General features: G+C 73.9%; 12 protein-coding genes. 5 read left to right on the forward strand and 7 right to left on the reverse strand.

The genetic code is table 11. The features are described 5' to 3' along the window. Position 1 precedes the first annotated feature (1 nt). The 7 genes from IEZ27_RS00435 to IEZ27_RS00465 all read right to left on the reverse strand — a co-directional run bounded on the left by IEZ27_RS00435 (position 2) and on the right by IEZ27_RS00465 (position 8,021). Positions 2 to 262, reverse strand: a complete 261-nt coding sequence (locus IEZ27_RS00435) for a monovalent cation/H+ antiporter complex subunit F (RefSeq protein ID WP_185845316.1) — start codon at positions 260 to 262, stop codon at positions 2 to 4. Then, positions 259 to 801 carry a Na+/H+ antiporter subunit E gene (locus tag IEZ27_RS00440; protein WP_189645353.1) on the reverse strand — a complete coding sequence of 181 codons (543 nt, stop codon included), beginning with the start codon at positions 799 to 801 and terminating at the stop codon, positions 259 to 261. Before IEZ27_RS00440 ends, IEZ27_RS00435 begins: the two co-directional genes overlap by 4 nt. Next, positions 798 to 2,366: a Na+/H+ antiporter subunit D gene (locus IEZ27_RS00445; protein WP_189645354.1), complete on the reverse strand. Its 1,569-nt coding sequence runs from the start codon at positions 2,364 to 2,366 to the stop codon at positions 798 to 800. Before IEZ27_RS00445 ends, IEZ27_RS00440 begins: the two co-directional genes overlap by 4 nt. Before the next feature lie 21 nt (positions 2,367 to 2,387). Further along, positions 2,388 to 3,206, reverse strand: coding sequence for a Na(+)/H(+) antiporter subunit C (locus tag IEZ27_RS00450; RefSeq protein WP_189645355.1), 819 nt, complete (start codon positions 3,204 to 3,206; stop codon positions 2,388 to 2,390). Beyond that, positions 3,203 to 5,974 carry a Na+/H+ antiporter subunit A gene (locus tag IEZ27_RS00455; RefSeq protein ID WP_189645356.1) on the reverse strand — a complete coding sequence of 924 codons (2,772 nt, stop codon included), beginning with the start codon at positions 5,972 to 5,974 and terminating at the stop codon, positions 3,203 to 3,205. Before IEZ27_RS00455 ends, IEZ27_RS00450 begins: the two co-directional genes overlap by 4 nt. A gap of 145 nt (positions 5,975 to 6,119) precedes the next feature. Continuing rightward, entirely contained in the window at positions 6,120 to 7,523 is a 1,404-nt protein-coding gene (locus IEZ27_RS00460; protein WP_229823001.1) for an alpha/beta hydrolase, read from the reverse strand. 78 nt (positions 7,524 to 7,601) lie between these two features. Then, on the reverse strand, positions 7,602 to 8,021 hold the full coding sequence (locus IEZ27_RS00465; protein ID WP_189645357.1) for an SRPBCC family protein: 420 nt from the start codon (positions 8,019 to 8,021) through the stop codon (positions 7,602 to 7,604). Positions 8,022 to 8,201: 180 nt separating this feature from the next. On the opposite strand from IEZ27_RS00465, the gene IEZ27_RS00470 reads away from it, so the two are divergent. The 5 genes from IEZ27_RS00470 (at position 8,202) to IEZ27_RS00490 (ending at position 19,243) form a co-directional block, all read left to right on the forward strand. Beyond that, entirely contained in the window at positions 8,202 to 9,764 is a 1,563-nt protein-coding gene (locus tag IEZ27_RS00470) for a TIGR02677 family protein (protein WP_229823002.1), read from the forward strand. After that, complete coding sequence (locus IEZ27_RS00475) at positions 9,761 to 10,966, forward strand: TIGR02678 family protein (RefSeq protein ID WP_189645358.1); 1,206 nt, start codon at positions 9,761 to 9,763, stop codon at positions 10,964 to 10,966. The genes IEZ27_RS00470 and IEZ27_RS00475 overlap by 4 nt, the downstream gene beginning before the upstream one ends. Continuing rightward, positions 10,963 to 15,021, forward strand: coding sequence for a TIGR02680 family protein (locus IEZ27_RS00480; RefSeq protein ID WP_189645359.1), 4,059 nt, complete (start codon positions 10,963 to 10,965; stop codon positions 15,019 to 15,021). Before IEZ27_RS00475 ends, IEZ27_RS00480 begins: the two co-directional genes overlap by 4 nt. Before the next feature lie 61 nt (positions 15,022 to 15,082). Beyond that, positions 15,083 to 16,639, forward strand: a complete 1,557-nt coding sequence (locus IEZ27_RS00485; RefSeq protein ID WP_189645360.1) for a beta-N-acetylhexosaminidase — start codon at positions 15,083 to 15,085, stop codon at positions 16,637 to 16,639. Between the two features lie 21 nt (positions 16,640 to 16,660). Further along, positions 16,661 to 19,243 carry a glycoside hydrolase family 2 protein gene (locus tag IEZ27_RS00490; protein WP_189645361.1) on the forward strand — a complete coding sequence of 861 codons (2,583 nt, stop codon included), beginning with the start codon at positions 16,661 to 16,663 and terminating at the stop codon, positions 19,241 to 19,243. Positions 19,244 to 19,255: the final 12 nt, after the last annotated feature.

The raw sequence follows: 19,255 nt of genomic DNA on the forward strand, positions 1-19,255 counted from the left end.
CTCACCGCGACCGCCCCGGGAAGAACCGGGCCAGCGACACCGACCCGACGAACCCCAGCAGCGACAGCACCTGAAGCACCGGCAGGTCCGAATAGTCGTCCGTGACCACCGCGAACAGCCCGACGCCGCACATCGCCAGCGAGGTCAGCACGTCCAGGGCGACCGCCCGGTCCAGCATCGAGGGCCCGCGGCCCACCCGCCACAACGCCGCCGCCGCCCCGCATCCCAGCAGCCCGACCGTCACCAGGTACACCGCCGTCACCGCAGCTCCTCCCGGTCCGCGCGGGTCCCGAACGCGGCCACGATCCGCGACTCCAGCCCGGCCACGTCCCGCCGCACCGCGTCGGGGACACCCTCTCCGGCCATGCCGAGCACGTGCAGCAGCAGCTCTTTCCTGTCCATGTACGCCTCCACCACCAGGCTCCCGGGCACCGTGGACAGCGCCACCATGATCATCACGGTCATCGACTCCGAGGACGTGCGCAGCCGTACCCGGACCAGCCACGTGGGCGGATCGCCGGGCCGCACCACCCACTGCACCACCCGTACGGTCGACAGGAACAGGTCCCAGCCGAACCACACCAGGAACCGCACCAGCGGCAGCGGACGCACCCTGATCCCGGGGTCGAGGACGGGCAGCGGCAGCAGCCAGGTCACCACCAGCGCGGTCGCCAGCCCGCCCAGCACGTTCCCCGCGGACAGCTCGCCCCACAGCGTCACCCACACCAGCGTCAGCCACGCCACCAGCGGCAGCGGCACCCGGCGGCCGAACAGCCGCGGCGCGAGCAGCCTCTCGCTCACCGCCGCGTCCCCAGCACCGCGGTGATGTAGGTCTGGCGCAGGCTCAGCTCCGCGGCCACCCGCTGCGTCAGCGCCGCCAGCGGCCCGGCCAGCACCGTGAACGACAACCCGAACGCCACCAGCGCCGCCGTCGCGCCCAGCAGCACGGGCGGCAGCGCGGTCGTGGTCACCACCGGCTCCTCACCCGTCTCCTCCTCGCTCTCCATCACCTCTCCCAGCCGGTCCTCCCGGGGCTCGCGCCAGAACGCCTTGCCCCACGTCTTGGCGATCGCGTACAGCGTGAGCAGGCTCGTGAGCAGGCTCCCCGCCACCAGCACGAGCGCCGCCGGCCCGCCCTTGGCCAGCCCGGCCTGCACCAGCAGCAGCTTGCCCAGGAAGCCCGACATCGGCGGGATGCCCGACAGGTTCATCGCGGGCACGAAGAACAGCACCCCGAGCACCGGCGCGGTCTTCATCAGGCCGCCGAGCCGGTTCACCGACGTGGTGCCGGTGCGCCGCTCGATCAGCCCGGTCACCAGGAACAGGCTCGTCTGCACGGTGATGTGGTGGACGATGTAGAACACCGCTCCCGCCAGGCCCGCCACCGTCGACAACCCGACCCCGAACACCATGTACCCGATGTGGCTGACCAGCGTGAAGGACAACATGCGCTTGATGTCGGTCTGCGCCACGGCCCCCAGCACCCCGGCCAGCATCGTGGCCAGCGCCGCCCACATCAGCAGCGTGGAGACCGGCCCGCCGGGGAACAGCAGCGCCTCCAGCCGGATGATCGAGTACACGCCGACCTTCGTGAGCAGCCCGGCGAACACGGCCGTGGCCGGGGCGGGCGCGGTCGGGTAGGAGTCCGGCAACCACGCCGACACCGGGAAGATCGCCGCCTTGATCGCGAACGCCAGCAGCAGCGTCAGCTCGACCAGCAGCTTGACCGGCTCCGGCAGCGTGCCGAACCGCTCGGCGAGCTGCGCCAGCGACAACGTGCCCGTCGCTCCGTAGGCGACCGCCAGCGCGATCAGGAACAACATCGAGGACGCCAGCGCCATCAGCGTGTACGTCGCCCCCGCCCGCATCCTGGACTCGGTCCCGCCGAACGTGAGCAAAACGGACGAACCGCTCAGCAGCATCTCGAATGCCACGAACAGGTTGAACAGGTCACCGGCCAGGAACGCGTCCGCCACGCCCGCCACCATCACCAGGAACGCCGGATGGAAGATCGCCATCGGCGCGTCGTGCTCCGCCTCGTCGTAGGCGCTGGCGATCGAGTACACCATCACGCAGAGCGTCACCGCCGACGACACCACCAGCACCAGCGTCGAGAGCCGGTCGGCCACCAGGCAGATCCCGATCGGCGAGGGCCAGCCGCCCAGCTCGGTCACCAGCGGGCCGTGCGCGTCGGCGTGCGCGAGCAGCAACACCGACACCGCCAGCGAGATCCCCAGCGTGGTCACGCTGATGGCCGACTGCAGATGCCGCAGCCGGCCGCCGATCGCCAGCTTGATCCCGGCCGCCAGCAGCGGCAGCAGCACCGGCACGCACACCAGCCCGCGCAGCTCGACCAGGTCACCCATGCGCCCGCCCCGTACCGGCCACTAGTCGTCGCCCTTCAGCTCGGGATCGTGCGCGAGCGCCTGACGGGCCCGCTCCGCGCGCAGGGCCGAGCGCATCTGCCTGCGGGCGTCGCGCTGCCTGGCCCTGATCCGCTGCCGCAGCTCCTTCTCGCGGTCCTCCTGCTCGGCCCGCCGCCGGGTGTGCTCGCGCCGCAGCTCCTCGATGCGTTCCACGTTGTCCCCGGCCGGGGGCTCCTTGCGCAGCGCGGCCTCCTCGAAGCCGCGTTGCAGTTCCTCCTCCGACAGCCCCTCGGCCATCCCGTCGCGCATCCACCCCTCCAGCTCGGTGTGCACGCGGGCGATGCGCCGTTCCAGGTCGGCCTCCTCCAGCCGCTCCCGCTCGGCCTGCTCGGACTCCAGCCGGGCCAGCTCGGCCCGCTGCTCCACGACCAGCCGCCGGTAGTCGTCCTGCCGGGCGCGCAGCGCGTGGCTCAGCTCGCCGCGCCTGGCCCGCAGCCGTACGCGCCGGTCCTCGGTGTCGTCCTGCACCTCGTCGCTGCCGGTGAGCTGCCACGTCCGGTGCACCATGGCCAGCACGAACGACGTCACGCCCAAAGTGATCACGATGGCGGTGAGCACCATCGCCTGCGGCAGCGGATCGGCCATGTCCCGCACCGGCGTGACGCCCAGGATCGGCGGGCCGCCCGCGTCGCCCCCGGCGGTGACGATCAGCAGGTTCACGCCGTTGCCCAGCACGACGACCCCGGCCAGCACCCGTACCAGGCTCCGCTCCAGCAGCAGCGTCACGCCCGTCGCGATCAGCACGCAGCAGCACAGGAACGGCACCAGGGAGATCGTCACGGGCCCTCCTCGGCCTCGACCTGCCGGTCCAGCTCGGCGCCGAGCCCGCGCAGCACGTCCTGGACCATGCCGGTCACCGAGACGTACACGCCGAGGTCGAACAGCAGGCCCGTGGACACGTGCAGGCTGCCGACCAGCGGAACGTGCACGTCGGCCGACAACATCTCCAGCGCCGCCCGTCCGAACAGCAGCCCGGCCAGGGCGGTGGCGGTCGACATCGTCAGCCCGACGCCCATCAGCACGCCCGCGTGCACGGGGACCGCCGCGGCCAGCTCGTACCGGCCGCCGGCAAGGTAGCGCACGGTGATCGCCAGCCCGGCCACGATGCCGCCCGCGAACCCGCCGCCGACCCCGCTGTGCCCGATGAACAGCAGGAACACCGACAACACCAGCACCGTGTGGAAGGTCAGCCTGGCCGCCACCTCGAAGGCGACCGCCCGCTGCCCGCGCGGCAGCGTCGAGGCCAGCCAGCGCGTACGCTCGGCGGGGACCCGCCCGCGGTCGTCCCGCTCGATCTCGTACGTCCTGCGCCGCAGGAACACCAGGCTGGTCACGCCCAGCGTCAGCACGACCAGCACCGTGCTCTCGCCCATCGTGTCCCAGGCCCGGACGTCGAGGATGATCGCGCTGACGATGTTGCGCGCCCCGGCCTCGCGCGCCGCGGCCGGCATCAGCGACCCGACGGCCCACGTGCTGCGCGCGCTCATGGCCAGCATGCCCGCCCCGGTCACCACCACCCCCACGGCCAGCCCGAGCGCGAGCCGGAACAGGCGCGGCAGGCGGGCCCTGACCGGCCTCACCGGCAGCCGCCGCAACACCAGGGCGAACACCACCAGGCTCAGCGTCTCGGCCAGGAACTGGGTCAGCGCCAGGTCGGGCGAGCCGTGCGCGAGGAACAGCAGCGCGGTGCCGTACCCGATGAGGCCGATCAGCACGGCCAGCAGGATGTACGCGCGGGCGAACAGCGCCAGCGCCGCCGCCGCGGTGATCAGGACGGCGAGGACCGGCTGCTCCACGCGGTCCCAGGCGACGACGGGCACGTCCAGGCGGGGCAGGCCGCCGTAGAGGACGGCGAACAGGCCGACGCCGGTCGTGGCGGCCAGCGTGAGCAGCAGGTAGTCGGGCAGCGAACCGCGCTGGACGAAGCCGGTGGCCTGGATCGCGAAGCGGTCCAGGCGGCGCACCGCCGACCAGAAGATCTGCGTCGAGTCCAGCACGTGCAGCGCCGCGCCCGCCCTGGCCACCGGCTCCCTGGCCAGGAACAGCAGCACGCCGGCGGCCAGCGCCACGGCCGACAGCAGCAGCGCGGGCGAGAACCCGGCCCAGATCGCCAGGTGCGTGTCGTGCCCGGGGTCGCGGAAGGTGCCGGTGTAGCCCGACATCGCGCCGCCGAACCAGGGGGCGAAGGGCGCCAGCACGAGACCGAGCACCGCCAGCAGCGCGGGGGGCGCGAACGTGGCCGCCGCCGGCCGGTGCGTCGGCGTGGCCGCCAGGCCCGGTTTGGCGGCGAAGGCCCCCCACAGGAACCGCAGCGTGTACGCCGCCGTCAGCGCCGACCCCGCCACCACCCCCGCCAGCACGAGCGGCTCGCCCATCAGCGCCTCCAGCGCCGCCTCCTTCCCGGCGAACCCGGCGAACGGCGGCAACCCCGCCATCGACGCCCCCGCCAGCACCGCGACCGCGCACACCCACGGCATCGACCGGCCGACCCCGCTCAGCTCCCGCAGATCGCGCGTGCCCGCCGAATGGTCGACGACGCCCACGACGAGGAACATCGCGGCCTTGAACAGCGCGTGCGCGGCCAGCATGCCGGTCCCGGCCAGGGCCGCGCCGCCGTTCCCCGAGCCGAACAAGGTGATCAGGAAGCCGAGCTGGCTGACCGTGCCGTAGGCCAGCAGCCGTTTCAGGTCCGTCTCGCGCAGCGCCCGCCAGCCGCCCAGCAACATGGTCAGCACCCCGAGCGGCACCGCGACCGCCCGCCACAGCGGCACGTCCCCGAACGCCGGGCCGAGCCTGGCCACCAGGTACACCCCGGCCTTGACCATGGCCGCCGCGTGCAGGTACGCCGAGACCGGCGTCGGCGCCGCCATCGCGGCCGGCAACCACGTGCTGAAGGGGAAGATCGCCGACTTCGCCAGCGCCCCGGTCAGGACCAGCACGAGCCCGGCGGCCAGCGGCCCCGGCTGCGGCGGCCGGGCGATGACCGCCGAGATCTGGAACGTGCCCGCCGCCTGCCCGACCAGCACGAACCCGGCCAGCATCGCCAGCCCGCCCAGCGTGGTCACCATGAGGGCCTTCATCGCCGCCCGCCGGCTGGCACGGCTCTCGGGGTGGTAGCCGATCAGCAGGTAGGAGAAGACGGTGGTCAGCTCCCAGAACACGTACAGCAGGAACAGGTTGTCGGCGGTGACCAGCCCCAGCATCGACCCGGCGAAGGCGGTCATCGCGCCGCCGTAGCGGCCGAGGCCGTCGTCGCCGGCCGGCAGGTAGCGCGCGCTGTAGACCAGGACCAGCACGCCGACGCCGGTGACCAGCGTCATCATCAGCACGGTCAGCGTGTCGGCCCGGAAGGACAGCTCCAGCCCGAGCGCGGGCGCCCACCGGGTGTCCTCCCGCGCCGGCAGCCCCCGCACCGCCAGCCACACCGTGTACACGAAACCGGCGCCGGGTGCCAGGGCCAGCAGCAGGAGGGAGTTCCGGCCCATGCGCGCGGCCAGCCAGGGAGCGCAGACCGCCGCGAGCGCGTGCAGGATCAGCAGCGACTCCATGGGCTCCTCGGGCGGGAATTTCCGGCTACGTCCGCCCAATCTCTCCCGCCCGGTGACCCACGCCGCGTAGGCACGTCCGGGGTTGACCCGAACGTCACCAGTCCCTCACCCGCGCATGAGCGGGGTGAGGGACCGGGCGAGCGCCTCAGACCTTCGCGCAGGCGCCGGGACCCGGCGCCCGCGCCGTGATCACGTACCGGTCGATCTGGCGGTCGAGGCAGGACGAACCGGCCTTGTACGCCGTGTGCCCGTCGCCGTCGTGGGTCAGCAGCACGCCGTTCTCCAGTTGCCCGGCCAGCCGCCTGGCCAGCTCGTACGGCGTGGCCGGGTCGCGCGTCGTGCCCACGACCACGATCGGCGGCGACCCGTGGGCGCGCACCTTCCTGGTGAAGCGCTTGCCCTTGACCGGCCAGTACGCGCACCGCTGCTCGGGATGGTCCAGGCAGTTGACGGCCGCCAGCGCCTCGGTGCTGTTGTCGTAGCTGCCGTCGGGACGGCGTCCGTGATTGACGTCGGCGAGGGCGAGCATCGCGGTGCCGTCGCCCCTGAAGGCGAGGGTGAGCGCCTGGCGCAGGTAGGGCCAGCTGTCCTTGGCGTACATGGCCTGGTTGACGCCGGCCCGCAGGATGGCCTCGTTGACCTGCCTGCTGTCGCCGTCGTTGCGCAGCGGCGCCCGGTCGGCCCGCCGGTAGAGCGCCTCCAGCCGCCTGGCCGCGGCGGCGACGGTGTGCTTGGGGAAGGGGCAGTCCTCGGCCCTGAAGCAGTCACGCAGGAACGACTCGCGCGCCACCTGGAACCCGCGCTCCTGCGCCGCGCCGAACTCGGCCAGCGTCTGGCCGGGGTCCTCGGCGCCGTCGAGCACCATGGCCCGGATCCTGGTGGGGAACAGGTCGGCGTAGCGGGCGCCGAGGTAGGTGCCGTAGGAGAAGCCGAAGTAGGTCAGGCGCGCGTCGCCGAGGGCGGCCCGCATCACGTCCAGGTCGCGGGCGACCTCGCCGGTGCCGACGTGCGCGAGGAGCTGCTTGCCGGAGTTGGCCGCGCAGCCCTGGGCGAAGATCTTCGTCCAGGCCTTGGCCCGCCTGATCTCGGCGGCGTTGTCGGGGGTGGGGTCGGCGGCGAAGTAGGCGTCCAGGCCGAGGGGGGACAGGCAGCGTACCGGGGACGAGGCGCCCACGCCGCGCGGGTCGAAGCTGACCACGTCGAAGTGCTGCCGTACGGCGGCGGACATGACGTTCTTGTCGGCCTTCAACAGGGTCGCGCCGGCGCCGCCGGGACCGCCGAAGTTCAGCACGATCGAGCCGGTCCTGCGGCCGGTGGCGGGCAGCCGTACCATCGCGATCCTGATCTGCCGGCCGCCGGGCTTGGCATAGTCCAGCGGGACGGTCAACTTCGCGCACTGGAACCCGCTGCCGCACCCCGACCAGGCCAGGCGCTGACCGTAATAGGCGTCGAGCCCGGCCGGCGTGGCCGCCCGCGCGGCGCCGGACAGTCCGGCGGCGGCGATCAGACCTGCGAGTACGGGCGAAATAATCGTGATTAATCGTCGCATAACCACAAGCTGACCGGCATGCCTTGCGAGCCCCTTTAAGCACGGTGGAACAGATCACTTGCAAGGGGCGCCCCGGGGTCAGCCGCCTTCGGAGACCCGGCGCTCGACCTCCTCGGCCAGCCGGTCGAGCGAACGGCCGAGCAGCTCGCGCACCTCGCCGGCCCTGGCCCCGGAGTCGGGCTCGTCGAGCAGGGACAGATGCACGGTCACCTCGCTCATACCGGCCGCGGAGTCGGACACCTGCAACCAGCCCGCGTAGTCGGGATGGTCGCGGCCGCCCCACTCCACCCGGAGCTGCTCCTCCTGGGCGCGGAACAGCCCTTCGTGCCGGCCGCTCCCCGGGATCAGCTCGCCGCCCGCCTCGACCGTGCCCGCCCCGCCGTCGCCGACCCACAACCCCTGCGGCAGCCACCGGTCCATCAGATCGACGTCGGACGCGACCCCGAACACGATCATGCTGTCGGCCGGCATCGCGCGCGTCGCCTCGATCTCCGCCATCACACGCCCCCGAATCCCCCCGAATGCCGCCGTGCCGGGCGCGGACCGAGCCGCCTGCCGCGGGCAGCCGAACGCGGCGACCATACCCGTGGCATCTGCTCGCAAACCGGCCCCCGCGGGGCCCGTCTCTCCGGCTACGGTGGCTCCGGTGAAAGCGCGGTGAGAGGGGAGAGCGGGGCGATGGCGGAGCTGCCACGAGTGCCGCCGGAGATGTTCCGGTTCGCCACCACAGAACGGGCAGACCTGCACACGGCCCTCCTCCACGTCCTCGGCACGGCCGCCGAGCGGCTGGAGCCCGAGCTGACGGCCGGCGAGCTGCGCGACCGGCTGCGCGCGTCCGGCTGGTACGCCCCCGTCGGGGACCACGACCTCACCACCGCGCTCGAGCAGCTCGCCGGCTGGCGGCTGCTCGACGTGATCTTCAACCACGCCGCCGGATTCGCGACCGCCGAGGAGTACGAACGCCGGAACCTGCGCTACACGCTGACCGCCCGCGGCGAGGCCGCCTTCGCCGGACTGCGGCACGCGACGCGGACCCTGGCCTCGGCGGACGCGCTGCACACCGCCGTCCACACCGCGGTTCTCGACGCCGTCGCCGACCGGCTGGAGGAGCTGGACGCCCTGCTGGCCGACCCCGACCCCGGCCGCGACCGGCGGGTGTTCACCTGCCTGCGGGAGCTGGAGAGCCACCTCGACGGGCTGCGGCACGACACCGTACGCCTCAACGGCGGCCTGCGGCGGCTGCTGCGCGCCGAGAGCTCGGACCTTGGCACGTTCCACGAGACCGGTACGGCCACCGTCGCCTACCTCCAGGAGTTCGTCACCGGCCTGGACCAGCGCGGCGAGACCATCGCGCGGGCGCTGCGCGGCGTGGCCGGGCGCGGCGTCGGCGTCCTGCACACCCGCGCCCTGGCCGGCGCCGACCTGCCACGGCTCCCCGGCGCCGACCTCGTCACCCCCTGGCTGGCTGCCCGCGCCAGCGCCTGGGACGAGCTGCGCCTGTGGTTCGATCCCGACCCCGCGAGCGGCGCCGAACCCCGGCTGCGGCGGCTGCGCGAGGCCGCCCGCGCGGCCATCGCCACCCTGCTCCAGCTCCTCGACCGCGTCACCCGCGCGGGCCGCCCCTCCTCCGGCGCCGCCGCCGACTTCCGCGCGCTGGCCCGCTGGTTCGCCACCACGCCGGGCGAGGACGACGCCCACCGGCTCTGGGACGCCGCCTTCGGGCTCGGCCCGGCCCGCCACGCCCACCTGGGGCACGCCGACGCCGAACTCGTCCCGGCGGGGGCGTCCTGGGCCGAGGCCGGGCCGGTCGCGGTCTCGGCGCTGCTGCGCTCGCGCGGCACGACCGAGCGCATGGGCCGTACCGGGCGGGTGCGCGACGTGGCGGCCCTGCGCGCCGAGCGCCGGGCACGGGCGGAGAAGGAACGCGCAGGGCTGGAGGCGGCCTGGGAGGCGCTGGCCACCACCGGCGCGCTGCGGCTGTCCCGGCTCGGCGCGCTCGACCACGACACCTTCGGCAGGCTGCTCGACCTGCTGGGCCGCGCCCTCGCCGCGCCCCCCGACGCCACCGGCCTGCGGCGGGCCGTCACCTCCGACGGCCGCGTCGAGGTCGTGCTGCGCGCCCCGGACGACGGCGCCGTCGCGGTGCTGCGCACGTCCGAGGGCTGGTTCCGCGGCCCCGACTACCTGCTCGACGTGCGTTCCAAGGGCGGGCACGACCACCGGAGGGCCGAGGGGACATGAGCAGCCTGGCCAACCAGCTCGTCCGGGCGGAGAAGGAGGAGATCGCCCGCGCGATCAGGACCCTCCTCGCCCGGCCGTTCCTGTCGGCGCACGACGAGCCCGCCGCCTTCGCGGTGATCGGGAAACGGCGGGAGCCGCTGACCCGGTGGTTCGACTACTTCTGCGGCTGGCGGCTGGTCGTGGAGCCGCGCGAGGGCTACGCGCGGCTGGTCAAGGTCGGGCCGCGGCCGACGGCCACCCGCCCGGCCCGCTGCCGCCGTGCCGGTGGGGCGCCGTTCGACCGCCGCCGGTACACGCTGCTGTGCCTGTGCGCGGCCGAGCTGCTCGCCTCGCCGGTCACCACGATCGGCATGCTGGCCCGGCGGGTGGTCCAGGCGGCGGCGGTCGAGCCGGGGGTGCCCGCGTTCGACCCGGTCAGCGCCGACGAGCGGGCCGCCTTCGTCGACGCGCTCAAGCTGCTCGAACAGCACGGCGCGATCACCGCCGCCGACGGCGACACCGACGCCTACCTCGGCGACGAGGACGCCAAGGTGCTCTACCGCGTGGACACCACCCGCGTGGTCCGGCTCCTCGCCGCCCCCGTCCCGCCCTCCCGCCTCCCCGCCCCGACCGATCCGACCGCCGCCCTGACCGCCGACCTCACCGTGGAGGCCCGGTACGGCGGCGGCGAGCCGACCGAGACCCAGCGCGCCCTGTGGGCCCGCCACTCCCTGCTGCGCCGCCTGCTCGACGAGCCCGTCGTCTACCGCGACGAGCTGACCCCCGCCCAGGCCGCCTACGCCGACTCGCAGGCCGGCCGCCGGATGATCCGCAGGGCCGCCGAGGAGGCCGGGTTCGTGCTGGAGGAGCGCGCCGAGGGCCTCCTGCTCGTCGATCCCGAGGCGACCGCCACCGACATACGGTTCCCCGACGACGGCAGCCACGCCAAGGTCGCCGCCCTGCTCCTGCTCGACCTGCTGGTCACCGCCGGTCCGCTGGCCGCCGGCCGGCTCGACGAGGAGGCCGCCGAGCTGCTGCGGAGCTTCCCCCGGTGGGCGGGGGCGTACCGGTCGGACGGGGGCGCGCCCAGGCTGGCCGCCGACGCGCTGGAGGTTCTCGCCATGTTCGGGCTGGCCCGCCGTACCGGCGACCGGGTGGCTGCCCTGCCCGCCGGAGCCCGCTACCGGGTCGATCGCGGCCCGGCCGACACGGAGGACGCATGACCCTCACCGAGCTCACGCCCGCCCTCGCCGCCCCGGGCATGGAACGGCGCTGGACCCCCGTACGCGCCGGGATCCTCAACGTGTGGCGCTACTACGACGAGGTGTTCGAGTTCCACCGGGGCAGGCTGCTGCTGCGCGGGCCCAACGGCAGCGGCAAGTCCAAGGTGCTCGAACTCCTGCTGCCGTACGTGCTGGACGCCAGCCTGAAGCCGAGCCGGCTGTCCACGTTCGGCGGCACCGAGCGGACCATGCACTGGAACCTCATGGGCGACGGCGCCACCGGCCTCACCCGCGTCGGCTACGTGTGGCTGGAGTTCCGGCACGCCGACGGCCGCTGGTTCACCTGCGGCGCCCGGCTCCAGGCCACCGCCCACACCAAGAACGTCACCGCCGCCTACTTCACCACCGGCTCCCGGATCGGCCTGCCCGGCGGCGTCCGGCTCGCCGGCGACGGCGGCCAGCCGCTGACCAGAGCCCAGCTCGCCGACGAACTCGGCGAGGACGGGATGGTCCACGAGTCCGCCGACGCCTACCGCGAGGTCGTCCGCCGTACCCTCTACGCCGCGCTCAACGAGCAGCGCTACGACTGCCTGCTCACCGCGCTGCGCCAGCTCCGCACCCCCAAGCTCTCCGAACGCCTCGACCCCGGCCTCCTGTCCGACCTGCTGTCCAGCGCCCTGCCGCCGCTCGGCGAGGGCGAGATCCACGAGATCGCCGAAGGGTTCGAACGGCTCGACCGCCGCCGCGAGGAGCTGCGCCTGCTCGACCGCGACGTCGAGGAGGCCGACCGGCTCGCCGCCGCCCAGCGCGGCTACGCCCAGAAGTTGCTGCGCGCCGCGGCGGCGGCCGTGCTGTCCGCCGGGCAGGCCGTGGACACCCTCGCCGCCGAGGCCAAGGCCAAGCGCGAGGCGCTCCGGCAGGCCGACGACGAGCTGGCCGCCGCGGCCGTACGGCTGTCGGAGGAGGAGGCGCAGGAGCTGGCCCTGGCCGCGCAGCTCGACGGGCTCAAGGAGAGCCAGGCGTACCGGTCGGAGGGCGACCTGCACCGGCTGCGCACGCGGGCGCGGGAGGCGCACGAGTCGGCGGCGCGGCTGCGCGACCAGGCCGGGGCGGCCACCCGGGCCGCGTCGGCCAGGCAGGAGTCGTCGCTGCGCGCGGCGGCCGCCGCCCGCGCCGCCACCGGCCTGGCCGACCGTGCTCGCGCCGAGGCCCGCCGCGCCGCCGAACGCGCCGGGCTGCTCTCGGTCCACCTGGAGTGCGAACGCCCGGTGCCCGAGCCCGCGGGCTCGCCGGAGGAGCGGGGCGACGACGGCGAGGAGTCCGTACGCCGTGCCCGCGAGCTGCTGCGGGCCGCCGTGACCAGCCGGACCGGCCAGCTCCGCGAGGTCAGGCAGGCGGCCGTCGAGCACGAGGAGGCGATCGGCCGCCGTACCGCCGCCGAGCACGACCGCGACCGCGTCCGCGACGACCTGGCCGAGGCGATCGCCGCCCACGAACGGGCCGGCGCGAACCGCGACGAACGTGCCCGTGACCTGGCCGCCGCCCTGGAGGAGTGGGCCCGCGGCTGCGCCCACCTCCGGCTCGACGCCGAGGAGCTGGCGGGCCTGGCCGACCGGTCCGAGCAGGCCGACGAGCTGGTCGGCATGGCCCGTACGGCGGCCGCGGTCCGGCTGGCCGCCCGCGAGCACCACCTGACGGGCCTGCGCGACCGGCTGCACGCCGAACGCGCGGAGCTGGCCCGCGAACGCGAGCGCCTGGCCGAGCGGACCGTGCTGGAGCCGCCACCCTCGCCCGCCCGCCCCGCCTCCCGGTCCGGACGGCCCGGCATGCCGCTGTGGCGGGCACTCTCCTTCCGCTCCGGCGTCGATCCCGTCACGCAGGCGGGCGTCGAGGCGGCGCTCGAAGCCTCGGGCCTGCTCGACCTGTGGCTGCTGCCCGACGGCGGCATCGACCCCGGCGAGCACGACGCCTTCGCGGTCGCCGCGCAGGCCCGGCCCGCGCCCGGGTACAGCCTGGCCGACGTGCTGTTCACCGAGCCGGGCGGGCCGCCGTCCGCCGACCGGGTGCTGGCGGCGGTCGCCTTCGCCCCCACCGCGCTCGGCGTCGACCACCCCGCCGTCGTCGGCGCCGACGGCACCTGGCGGCTCGGCCCGGCCACCGGGCGCTGGGTCAAGCCGGAGCCCTCCTACCTCGGCGAGGCCGCCCGCGAACGGGCCATGCGCCGCCGCGTCGCCGAGCTGGACGACCGGCTCGCCGACCTGGCCGGCACGATCGCCGAGTGCGACCACCTGTTCAGGGTGCTGGCGGGCGACCGCGACACGCTCGCCGCCGAGCTGCGGCGACGGCCCGACAGGCGGCCGTACGTCGGGGCCGCGCGGGCGCTGGACGAGGCCGTGGGCAAGGTCGCCCTGCTGGAGGACCAGCTGAGCGCGCACGAGCAGCGCCTGCACGAGCGGGAGAAGGAGGCGGCCAGGTCGCTGCGCCGGCTGACCGAACCGGCCGCCCGGCACGCGCTGCCCGCCGGGCGGCCCGCGCTCGACGAGCTGGAGGCGGCCCTGCGCGCCGCCGAGACCACCGGCGCCGTCTGGCACGACCGGCGCGGTGACGCCCGCGCGGCCAGGGAACGCGCCGGGCAGGCGGCCGAGACCGCCCGCGAGTACCAGGACCTCGCCGTACGCGCCATGGACCGGGCCGAGGAGTCCGCCGACGCGGCCGTCGTGCTGGCCGAGAAGCTGACCGCCGTCGAGTCCGCGGCCGGCGCCGAGCATCTGGACGTGCTCGGCCGGCTCCAGGACGTCCAGACCGCCTACCAGGGCTGCCGCCGCCTGATCAGGTCCGTCCACGACGAGACGGCCAGGCTCAACGCCCGGCTCGGGCGGCTCAGGGGCGAGCTGGGCCAGGCCGAGGAGAAGCACGCCGAGGCCGGACGCGCGCGCGAGGCGGTCGGCGCGCGGTTCCGCCGCCTGCTGGCCGGTCACCTTCCCGCGGACGCCGACGTCCCGGCCGGGCTCGCCCCCGACGCCGGGGTGCGGGCGGTGCTGGAGGCGGCCGGCGACGTGGCCGTACGGCTCGCGGCGGTGCCGTACGAGCAGCGGCACGTCAGGGAGGCCGAGGCGCGGCTGCGGGACGCCTTCCACCACGCCAGGGAGATCCTGGCCGGCCGGGCCGTGCTGGAGCTGGCCCCCGACGAGGACGCGCAGGTGCTGACGGCCTCCGCCGGCGGTGTACGGGCCGGGGCGGCGGCGCTCGGCGCGGCGCTGCGCGGCGAGCGCGACGAACGGCGGCGCGACATCACCGAGGCCGAACGCGACCTGTTCGACCGAACGCTGGCCGGTGACACGCGGCGCCACCTGGCCGACCGGATCAGGCAGGCCGCCGCGCTGGTCGAGGGCATGAACCAGCGGCTCGAACGCGTCCGCACGGCCTCGCGGGTCGCGGTGCGGCTGGTGTGGCAGGTCGATCCCACCCAGTCGGCGGCCACCCGCGCGGCCCGCGACCTGCTGCTGCGCGACCCGGCCGGGCTGGGCGAGGCCGACCGCGAGGCCCTGTACGCCTTCTTCAGGGACCGCGTCGAGGAGGCGCGCGCCGACAACTCCTCGGCCGGCTGGGAGGACCAGCTCATGAAGGTGCTGGACTACACGGCCTGGCACCGCTTCGTGGTACGCCTCGACCGCGGCGACGGCCAGGGCTGGCAGGACCTGACCAGGAAGCTGCACGGCGCGCTGTCGGGCGGCGAGAAGGCCATCGCCCTGCACCTGCCGCTGTTCGCCGCCGTGGCCGCCCACTACCGGACCGACCCCGGCTGCCCCCGGTTCATCCTGCTGGACGAGGTGTTCGTGGGCGTCGACCGGACCAACCGCGGCCAGGTCTTCGACCTGCTGGTCGACCTCGGCCTCGACCTCGTGCTCACCTCCGACCACGAGTGGTGCGAATACCGCGAGCTGGACGGCATCGCGATCCACCAGCTCATCACCGGCGACGGCGACGACGCGGTGACCACGGCCCGGTTCGTCTGGAACGGCTACCGTACGGTTCCCACGGAGACCCTTGATTAGAAAGGTTCTTTACTACCAGCGATCGCGTCCGTATGGTGGGGGCAACCCACGGGAGGCGGTCATGAAGATCCGCACCGCTGCGGTCGTGCTGACGACCCTGCTGGCCACGTCGGTCTCGGCGTCGGTGACCGTCTCGCCGAGCGCCACGGCGGCCGCCGCCGTCGCCTTCGGGGCGATCGTGCCCGCGCCGGTGAGCGCGGTCCCGGCGGCGGGGGTGACGTACCTGATCACCGCCGCGACGGCCGTGTACTCCGAGGCGCCGGAGGTGGGCGAGCAGCTCGCGCGGCAGTTGCGCCGTTCGACCGGCTACCCGGTCCCGATCGTGACCGCGCCGCCGGCCGACGGGATCACCCTGCGGCTGGGCGAGGTGGCCGGCGGGGACGAGGCGTACCAGCTCGACGTGACCGCCACCGGCGTCGTGGTGCTGGCCAACCGGGCCGCCGGGCTGTTCAACGGGGTGCAGACGCTGCGGCAGCTGCTCCCGTACGCGGCCGACGCGGCCACCGTGCAGCCGGGGCCGTGGCCGGTGCCGGGCGGGCGGATCGTGGACCGGCCGCGTTACCCGTACCGGGGCGCGATGCTGGACGTGGCCAGGCACTTCTTCCCGGTGGGCGCGGTCGAGAGGTACCTCGACCAGATCGCGCTCTACAAGATCAATTACCTGCACCTGCACCTGTCGGACGACCAGGGATGGCGCATCGCCGTCGACTCCTGGCCCCGGCTGGCCTCCTACGGCGGCAGCACGGCGGTGGGCGGCGACCCCGGCGGGTCGTACACGAAGGCCCAGTACCAGGAGATCATCGCGTACGCCGCCGCCCGAAATATCACCATAGTTCCGGAAATCGACATGCCGGGGCACACCAACGCCGCCCTCGCCTCCTACGGCCAGCTCACCTGCGACGGCGTCGCCCCGCCGCTCTACACCGGCACCGACGTCGGGTTCAGCTCGCTGTGCACGTCCAAGGAGATCACCTACACCTTCGTCGACCAGGTGATCGGCGAGCTGGCCGCGCTCACCCCCGGCCCGTACCTGCACATCGGCGGGGACGAGGCCGCTTCCACCGCGCCCGCCGACTACAAGGCGTTCGTGGACCGGGTGCAGGGCATCGTGACCGCCCACGGCAAGACCGTGATGGGCTGGCACGACGTCGTCAAGGCCACCCCGCTGCCCACCACGCTCGTCCAGTACTGGGGCAGCGACCCCACGGAGACGGCGGTCTCGACGGCGGGAAGGAAGGTCGTCATGTCGCCGTCCGCCCGTACGTACCTGGACATGAAGTACAACCGGCGCACCCCGCTCGGGCAGACCTGGGCGGGCCTGATCGAGGTCAAGGACGCCTACGGCTGGAACCCCGGCGCCTACCTCCGGAGGCTCCCGCCCGAGCAGGTGCTCGGCGTCGAGGCACCGCTGTGGACCGAGACGATCAGGACGCCGGCCGACATCGACTACATGGCCTTCCCGCGCCTTCCCGCCCTCGCCGAGCTGGCCTGGTCCCCGTACGCCACGCACGACTGGACCGCGTTCCGGCAGCGGCTCGGGGCGCAGGGCCCGCGCTGGCGCGTCATGGGGATCGCCTACTACCGCTCCACCCAGATCGCCTGGCCCTCCGGTTCTTAGGAGCCCCCTCAGGAGCTGCGCATGTCCCGATCGATCAGATGCGTCCTGGCCGTGCTCGTCCTGCTGCTCGCCTCGGGGGTGGTGAGCGCCGGCAGCGCCGTCGCGGCGGCCGGCTCGACCGAACTGGCCTCGGGCTGGGCGCTGCGCCCGGCCACCGGCCTCGCCGACGGCGGCGCGGCGATCTCCCTGCCCGGGTACGCCACCACCGGCTGGAACCCGGTCACCCTGCCCTCGACCGTGCTGGCCGGGCTGGTCGCGAACGGCGTGTACCAGAACGTCTACTTCGGCCAGAACCTCAAGAACGTGCCCGACCTGACCACCCAGGACTGGTGGTTCCGCGGCGAGTTCACCGCCCCCGCCACGGCCCCCGGGCAGGTGTACTGGCTGCGCTTCAAGGGCCTCAGCTACCGCGCCCAGATCTGGCTGAACGGCGTGCAGCTCGACGCCGCGGCGGTGGGCACGTTCGTCGCCCACGAGTACGACGCGACCGCCGCGATCAGGCCGGGCGCGGCGAACGCGCTGGCCGTCAGGGTCACCCCGCCGCGCCACGACTGCAAGGACCTGTCCGCCTGCACGGTCGACTGGAACCCCGAGGCCCCCGACATGAACGCGGGCATCTGGAACACGACCCTGCTGGACACCACCGGCCCGGTGGCCCTGCGCGACCCGTACGTCCGGACGACCCTGTCCGGCTCCGCCGCCGACCTGGCCGTCTACGTGGACGCCGTCAACGCGACCGGCGCGCCCGTCACCACCACGGTCAGCGGCACGATCACCAAGGCGGGCCGGCCGGACCTCGCCTTCTCCCAGAACGTCACCCTGGCCGCCCACGAGCGCAGGGAGATCGCCTTCGCGCCCATCCGCGTCGATGATCCGGTGTTGTGGTGGCCGTACCAGTTCGGCAGCCCCGAGCTGTACCGGCTGACGGTCAGCGCCGGCGCCTCCGACAGCAAGTCGATCGACTTCGGCATCCGCGAGGTCACCGACTACCGCACCACCGTCAACGGCACCTCCTTCGCCGGTTACAAGATCAACGGCCGGCCGATCCTGCTGCGCGGCGGCGGCTACGTGTGGGACCTGATGCAGCGCTGGGACACCCGGACGAACGCCGCCCACGTCAACTACGTCAAGGGCATGGGCCTGAACACCATCAGGCTGGAGGGCACCCTCGGTAACGAGGAGCTGTATGACCTGGCCGACAGGGCGGGAGTCCTGGTCATGCCCGGCTTCGTCTGCTGCAGCGCCTGGGAGGACGACAGCGCCTGGACCGCCGAGCAGGAGCGGGTCGCCCGCGAGTCGCTGAACAGCCAGTTGCGCTCGCTGCGCCACCACGCCTCGGCGTTCCTGTGGACCTACGGCAGCGACCAGCCGCCGACGGCCGCGCACCTGGCCGCGTACAAGAGCGTGGCCGCCGCCCTGCGCTGGCAGAACCCGACACTGGACAACGTCGCCACCTGGTCCAACGCCGACGCGGGCATGAAGATGGACGGCCCGTACGTGTGGGAGCCGCCGGTGTTGTGGTGGGACGAGAGCAAGAGCGGTGGCGCGTTCGGCAGCACGGGGGAGGAGGGCACCGAGTCGCCGCCGCCCCTGGAGACGCTGGAACGTTTCCTGGCCCCCGCCGACGTCTGGCCCATCGGCACGGCCTACAACTACCACGCGGGCAAACCCGGCAGCGTCTTCGACACCATCGCCCCCTACACCACCGGCCTGAGCAAGCGTTACGGCACCGCCACCTCCGCCGCCGACCAGTCACGCAAGTCCGAGGCGCAGAACTACGAGAACGCCCGCGCCTTCTTCGAGGCGTGGAGCGCCAGGCAGCACGTGCGCTCGTTCGGGTCGATCTTCTGGATGCTGAACAACGCCTGGCCGTCGGTGCACTGGAACCTCTACGACTACTACCTCAAGCCCGGCGGCGGCTACTTCGGCGCCAAGAAGGCCACCGAGCCCGTGCACATCGCCTACGACTACCTCACCCGGGCCGTCCACGTGGTCAACTCGACCCTGACCACGCGCTCCGGCCTGACCGCCACGGTGTCCGTGCACAACCTGCCGGACCTGGCCCGCAAGTACACCGCCTCGGCGCCGGTCACGGCCACGGCCAACGCGGGAGTCCAGGTGCTGACGGTCCCGGCGGTGACCGGGCTGTCGCGGACGTACCTGATCAGGCTCCAGCTCAAGGACGCCGCCGGGGCGACGGTCAGCGACAACGTCTACTGGTACTCCACCTCGCCCGACACGCTCGGCAACAAGAGCAACTGGTACCGCACCACGCCGAAGACGTACGCCGACCTGACCGGCCTGAACACCCTGCCGGCCGCGAACGTCGCCGCCACCGCGGCCCGTACCGTGTCCGGCGGCTCCGAGACGGTCACGATCACCCTGACCAACCCCGCCGGCCTGGCCTTCCTCGTACGTCCGGAGGTGGTCGCGGACGGGCGCGAGGTCGTACCGGTCCTCTACAGCGACAACTACGTCACGTTGTGGCCGGGGGAGAGCACGACGATCACGGCCACGTACCGGACGGCCGACCTCGGCGGCCACCAACCGGCACTACGGGTACGCGGCTACAACGTCCCGGCCGCCACGGTCCCCATACCCTGATCCCGCACCGCG

It is taken from the genome of Nonomuraea spiralis (assembly GCF_014648435.1).
In the GTDB taxonomy this organism is placed as follows: Bacteria; Actinomycetota; Actinomycetes; order Streptosporangiales; family Streptosporangiaceae; genus Nonomuraea; species Nonomuraea spiralis.

Coding starts and splice junctions, on each gene's coding strand:
- IEZ27_RS00490 (WP_189645361.1), top strand. CDS start 16,661: ATGTCCCGATCGATCAGATGCGTCCTGGCCGTGCTCGTCCTGCTGCTC.
- IEZ27_RS00475 (WP_189645358.1), top strand. CDS start 9,761: ATGAGCAGCCTGGCCAACCAGCTCGTCCGGGCGGAGAAGGAGGAGATC.
- IEZ27_RS00465 (WP_189645357.1), bottom strand. CDS start 8,021: ATGGCGGAGATCGAGGCGACGCGCGCGATGCCGGCCGACAGCATGATC.
- IEZ27_RS00480 (WP_189645359.1), top strand. CDS start 10,963: ATGACCCTCACCGAGCTCACGCCCGCCCTCGCCGCCCCGGGCATGGAA.
- IEZ27_RS00445 (WP_189645354.1), bottom strand. CDS start 2,366: ATGGGTGACCTGGTCGAGCTGCGCGGGCTGGTGTGCGTGCCGGTGCTG.
- IEZ27_RS00485 (WP_189645360.1), top strand. CDS start 15,083: ATGAAGATCCGCACCGCTGCGGTCGTGCTGACGACCCTGCTGGCCACG.
- IEZ27_RS00460 (WP_229823001.1), bottom strand. CDS start 7,523: ATGCGACGATTAATCACGATTATTTCGCCCGTACTCGCAGGTCTGATC.
- IEZ27_RS00470 (WP_229823002.1), top strand. CDS start 8,202: ATGGCGGAGCTGCCACGAGTGCCGCCGGAGATGTTCCGGTTCGCCACC.
- IEZ27_RS00455 (WP_189645356.1), bottom strand. CDS start 5,974: ATGGAGTCGCTGCTGATCCTGCACGCGCTCGCGGCGGTCTGCGCTCCC.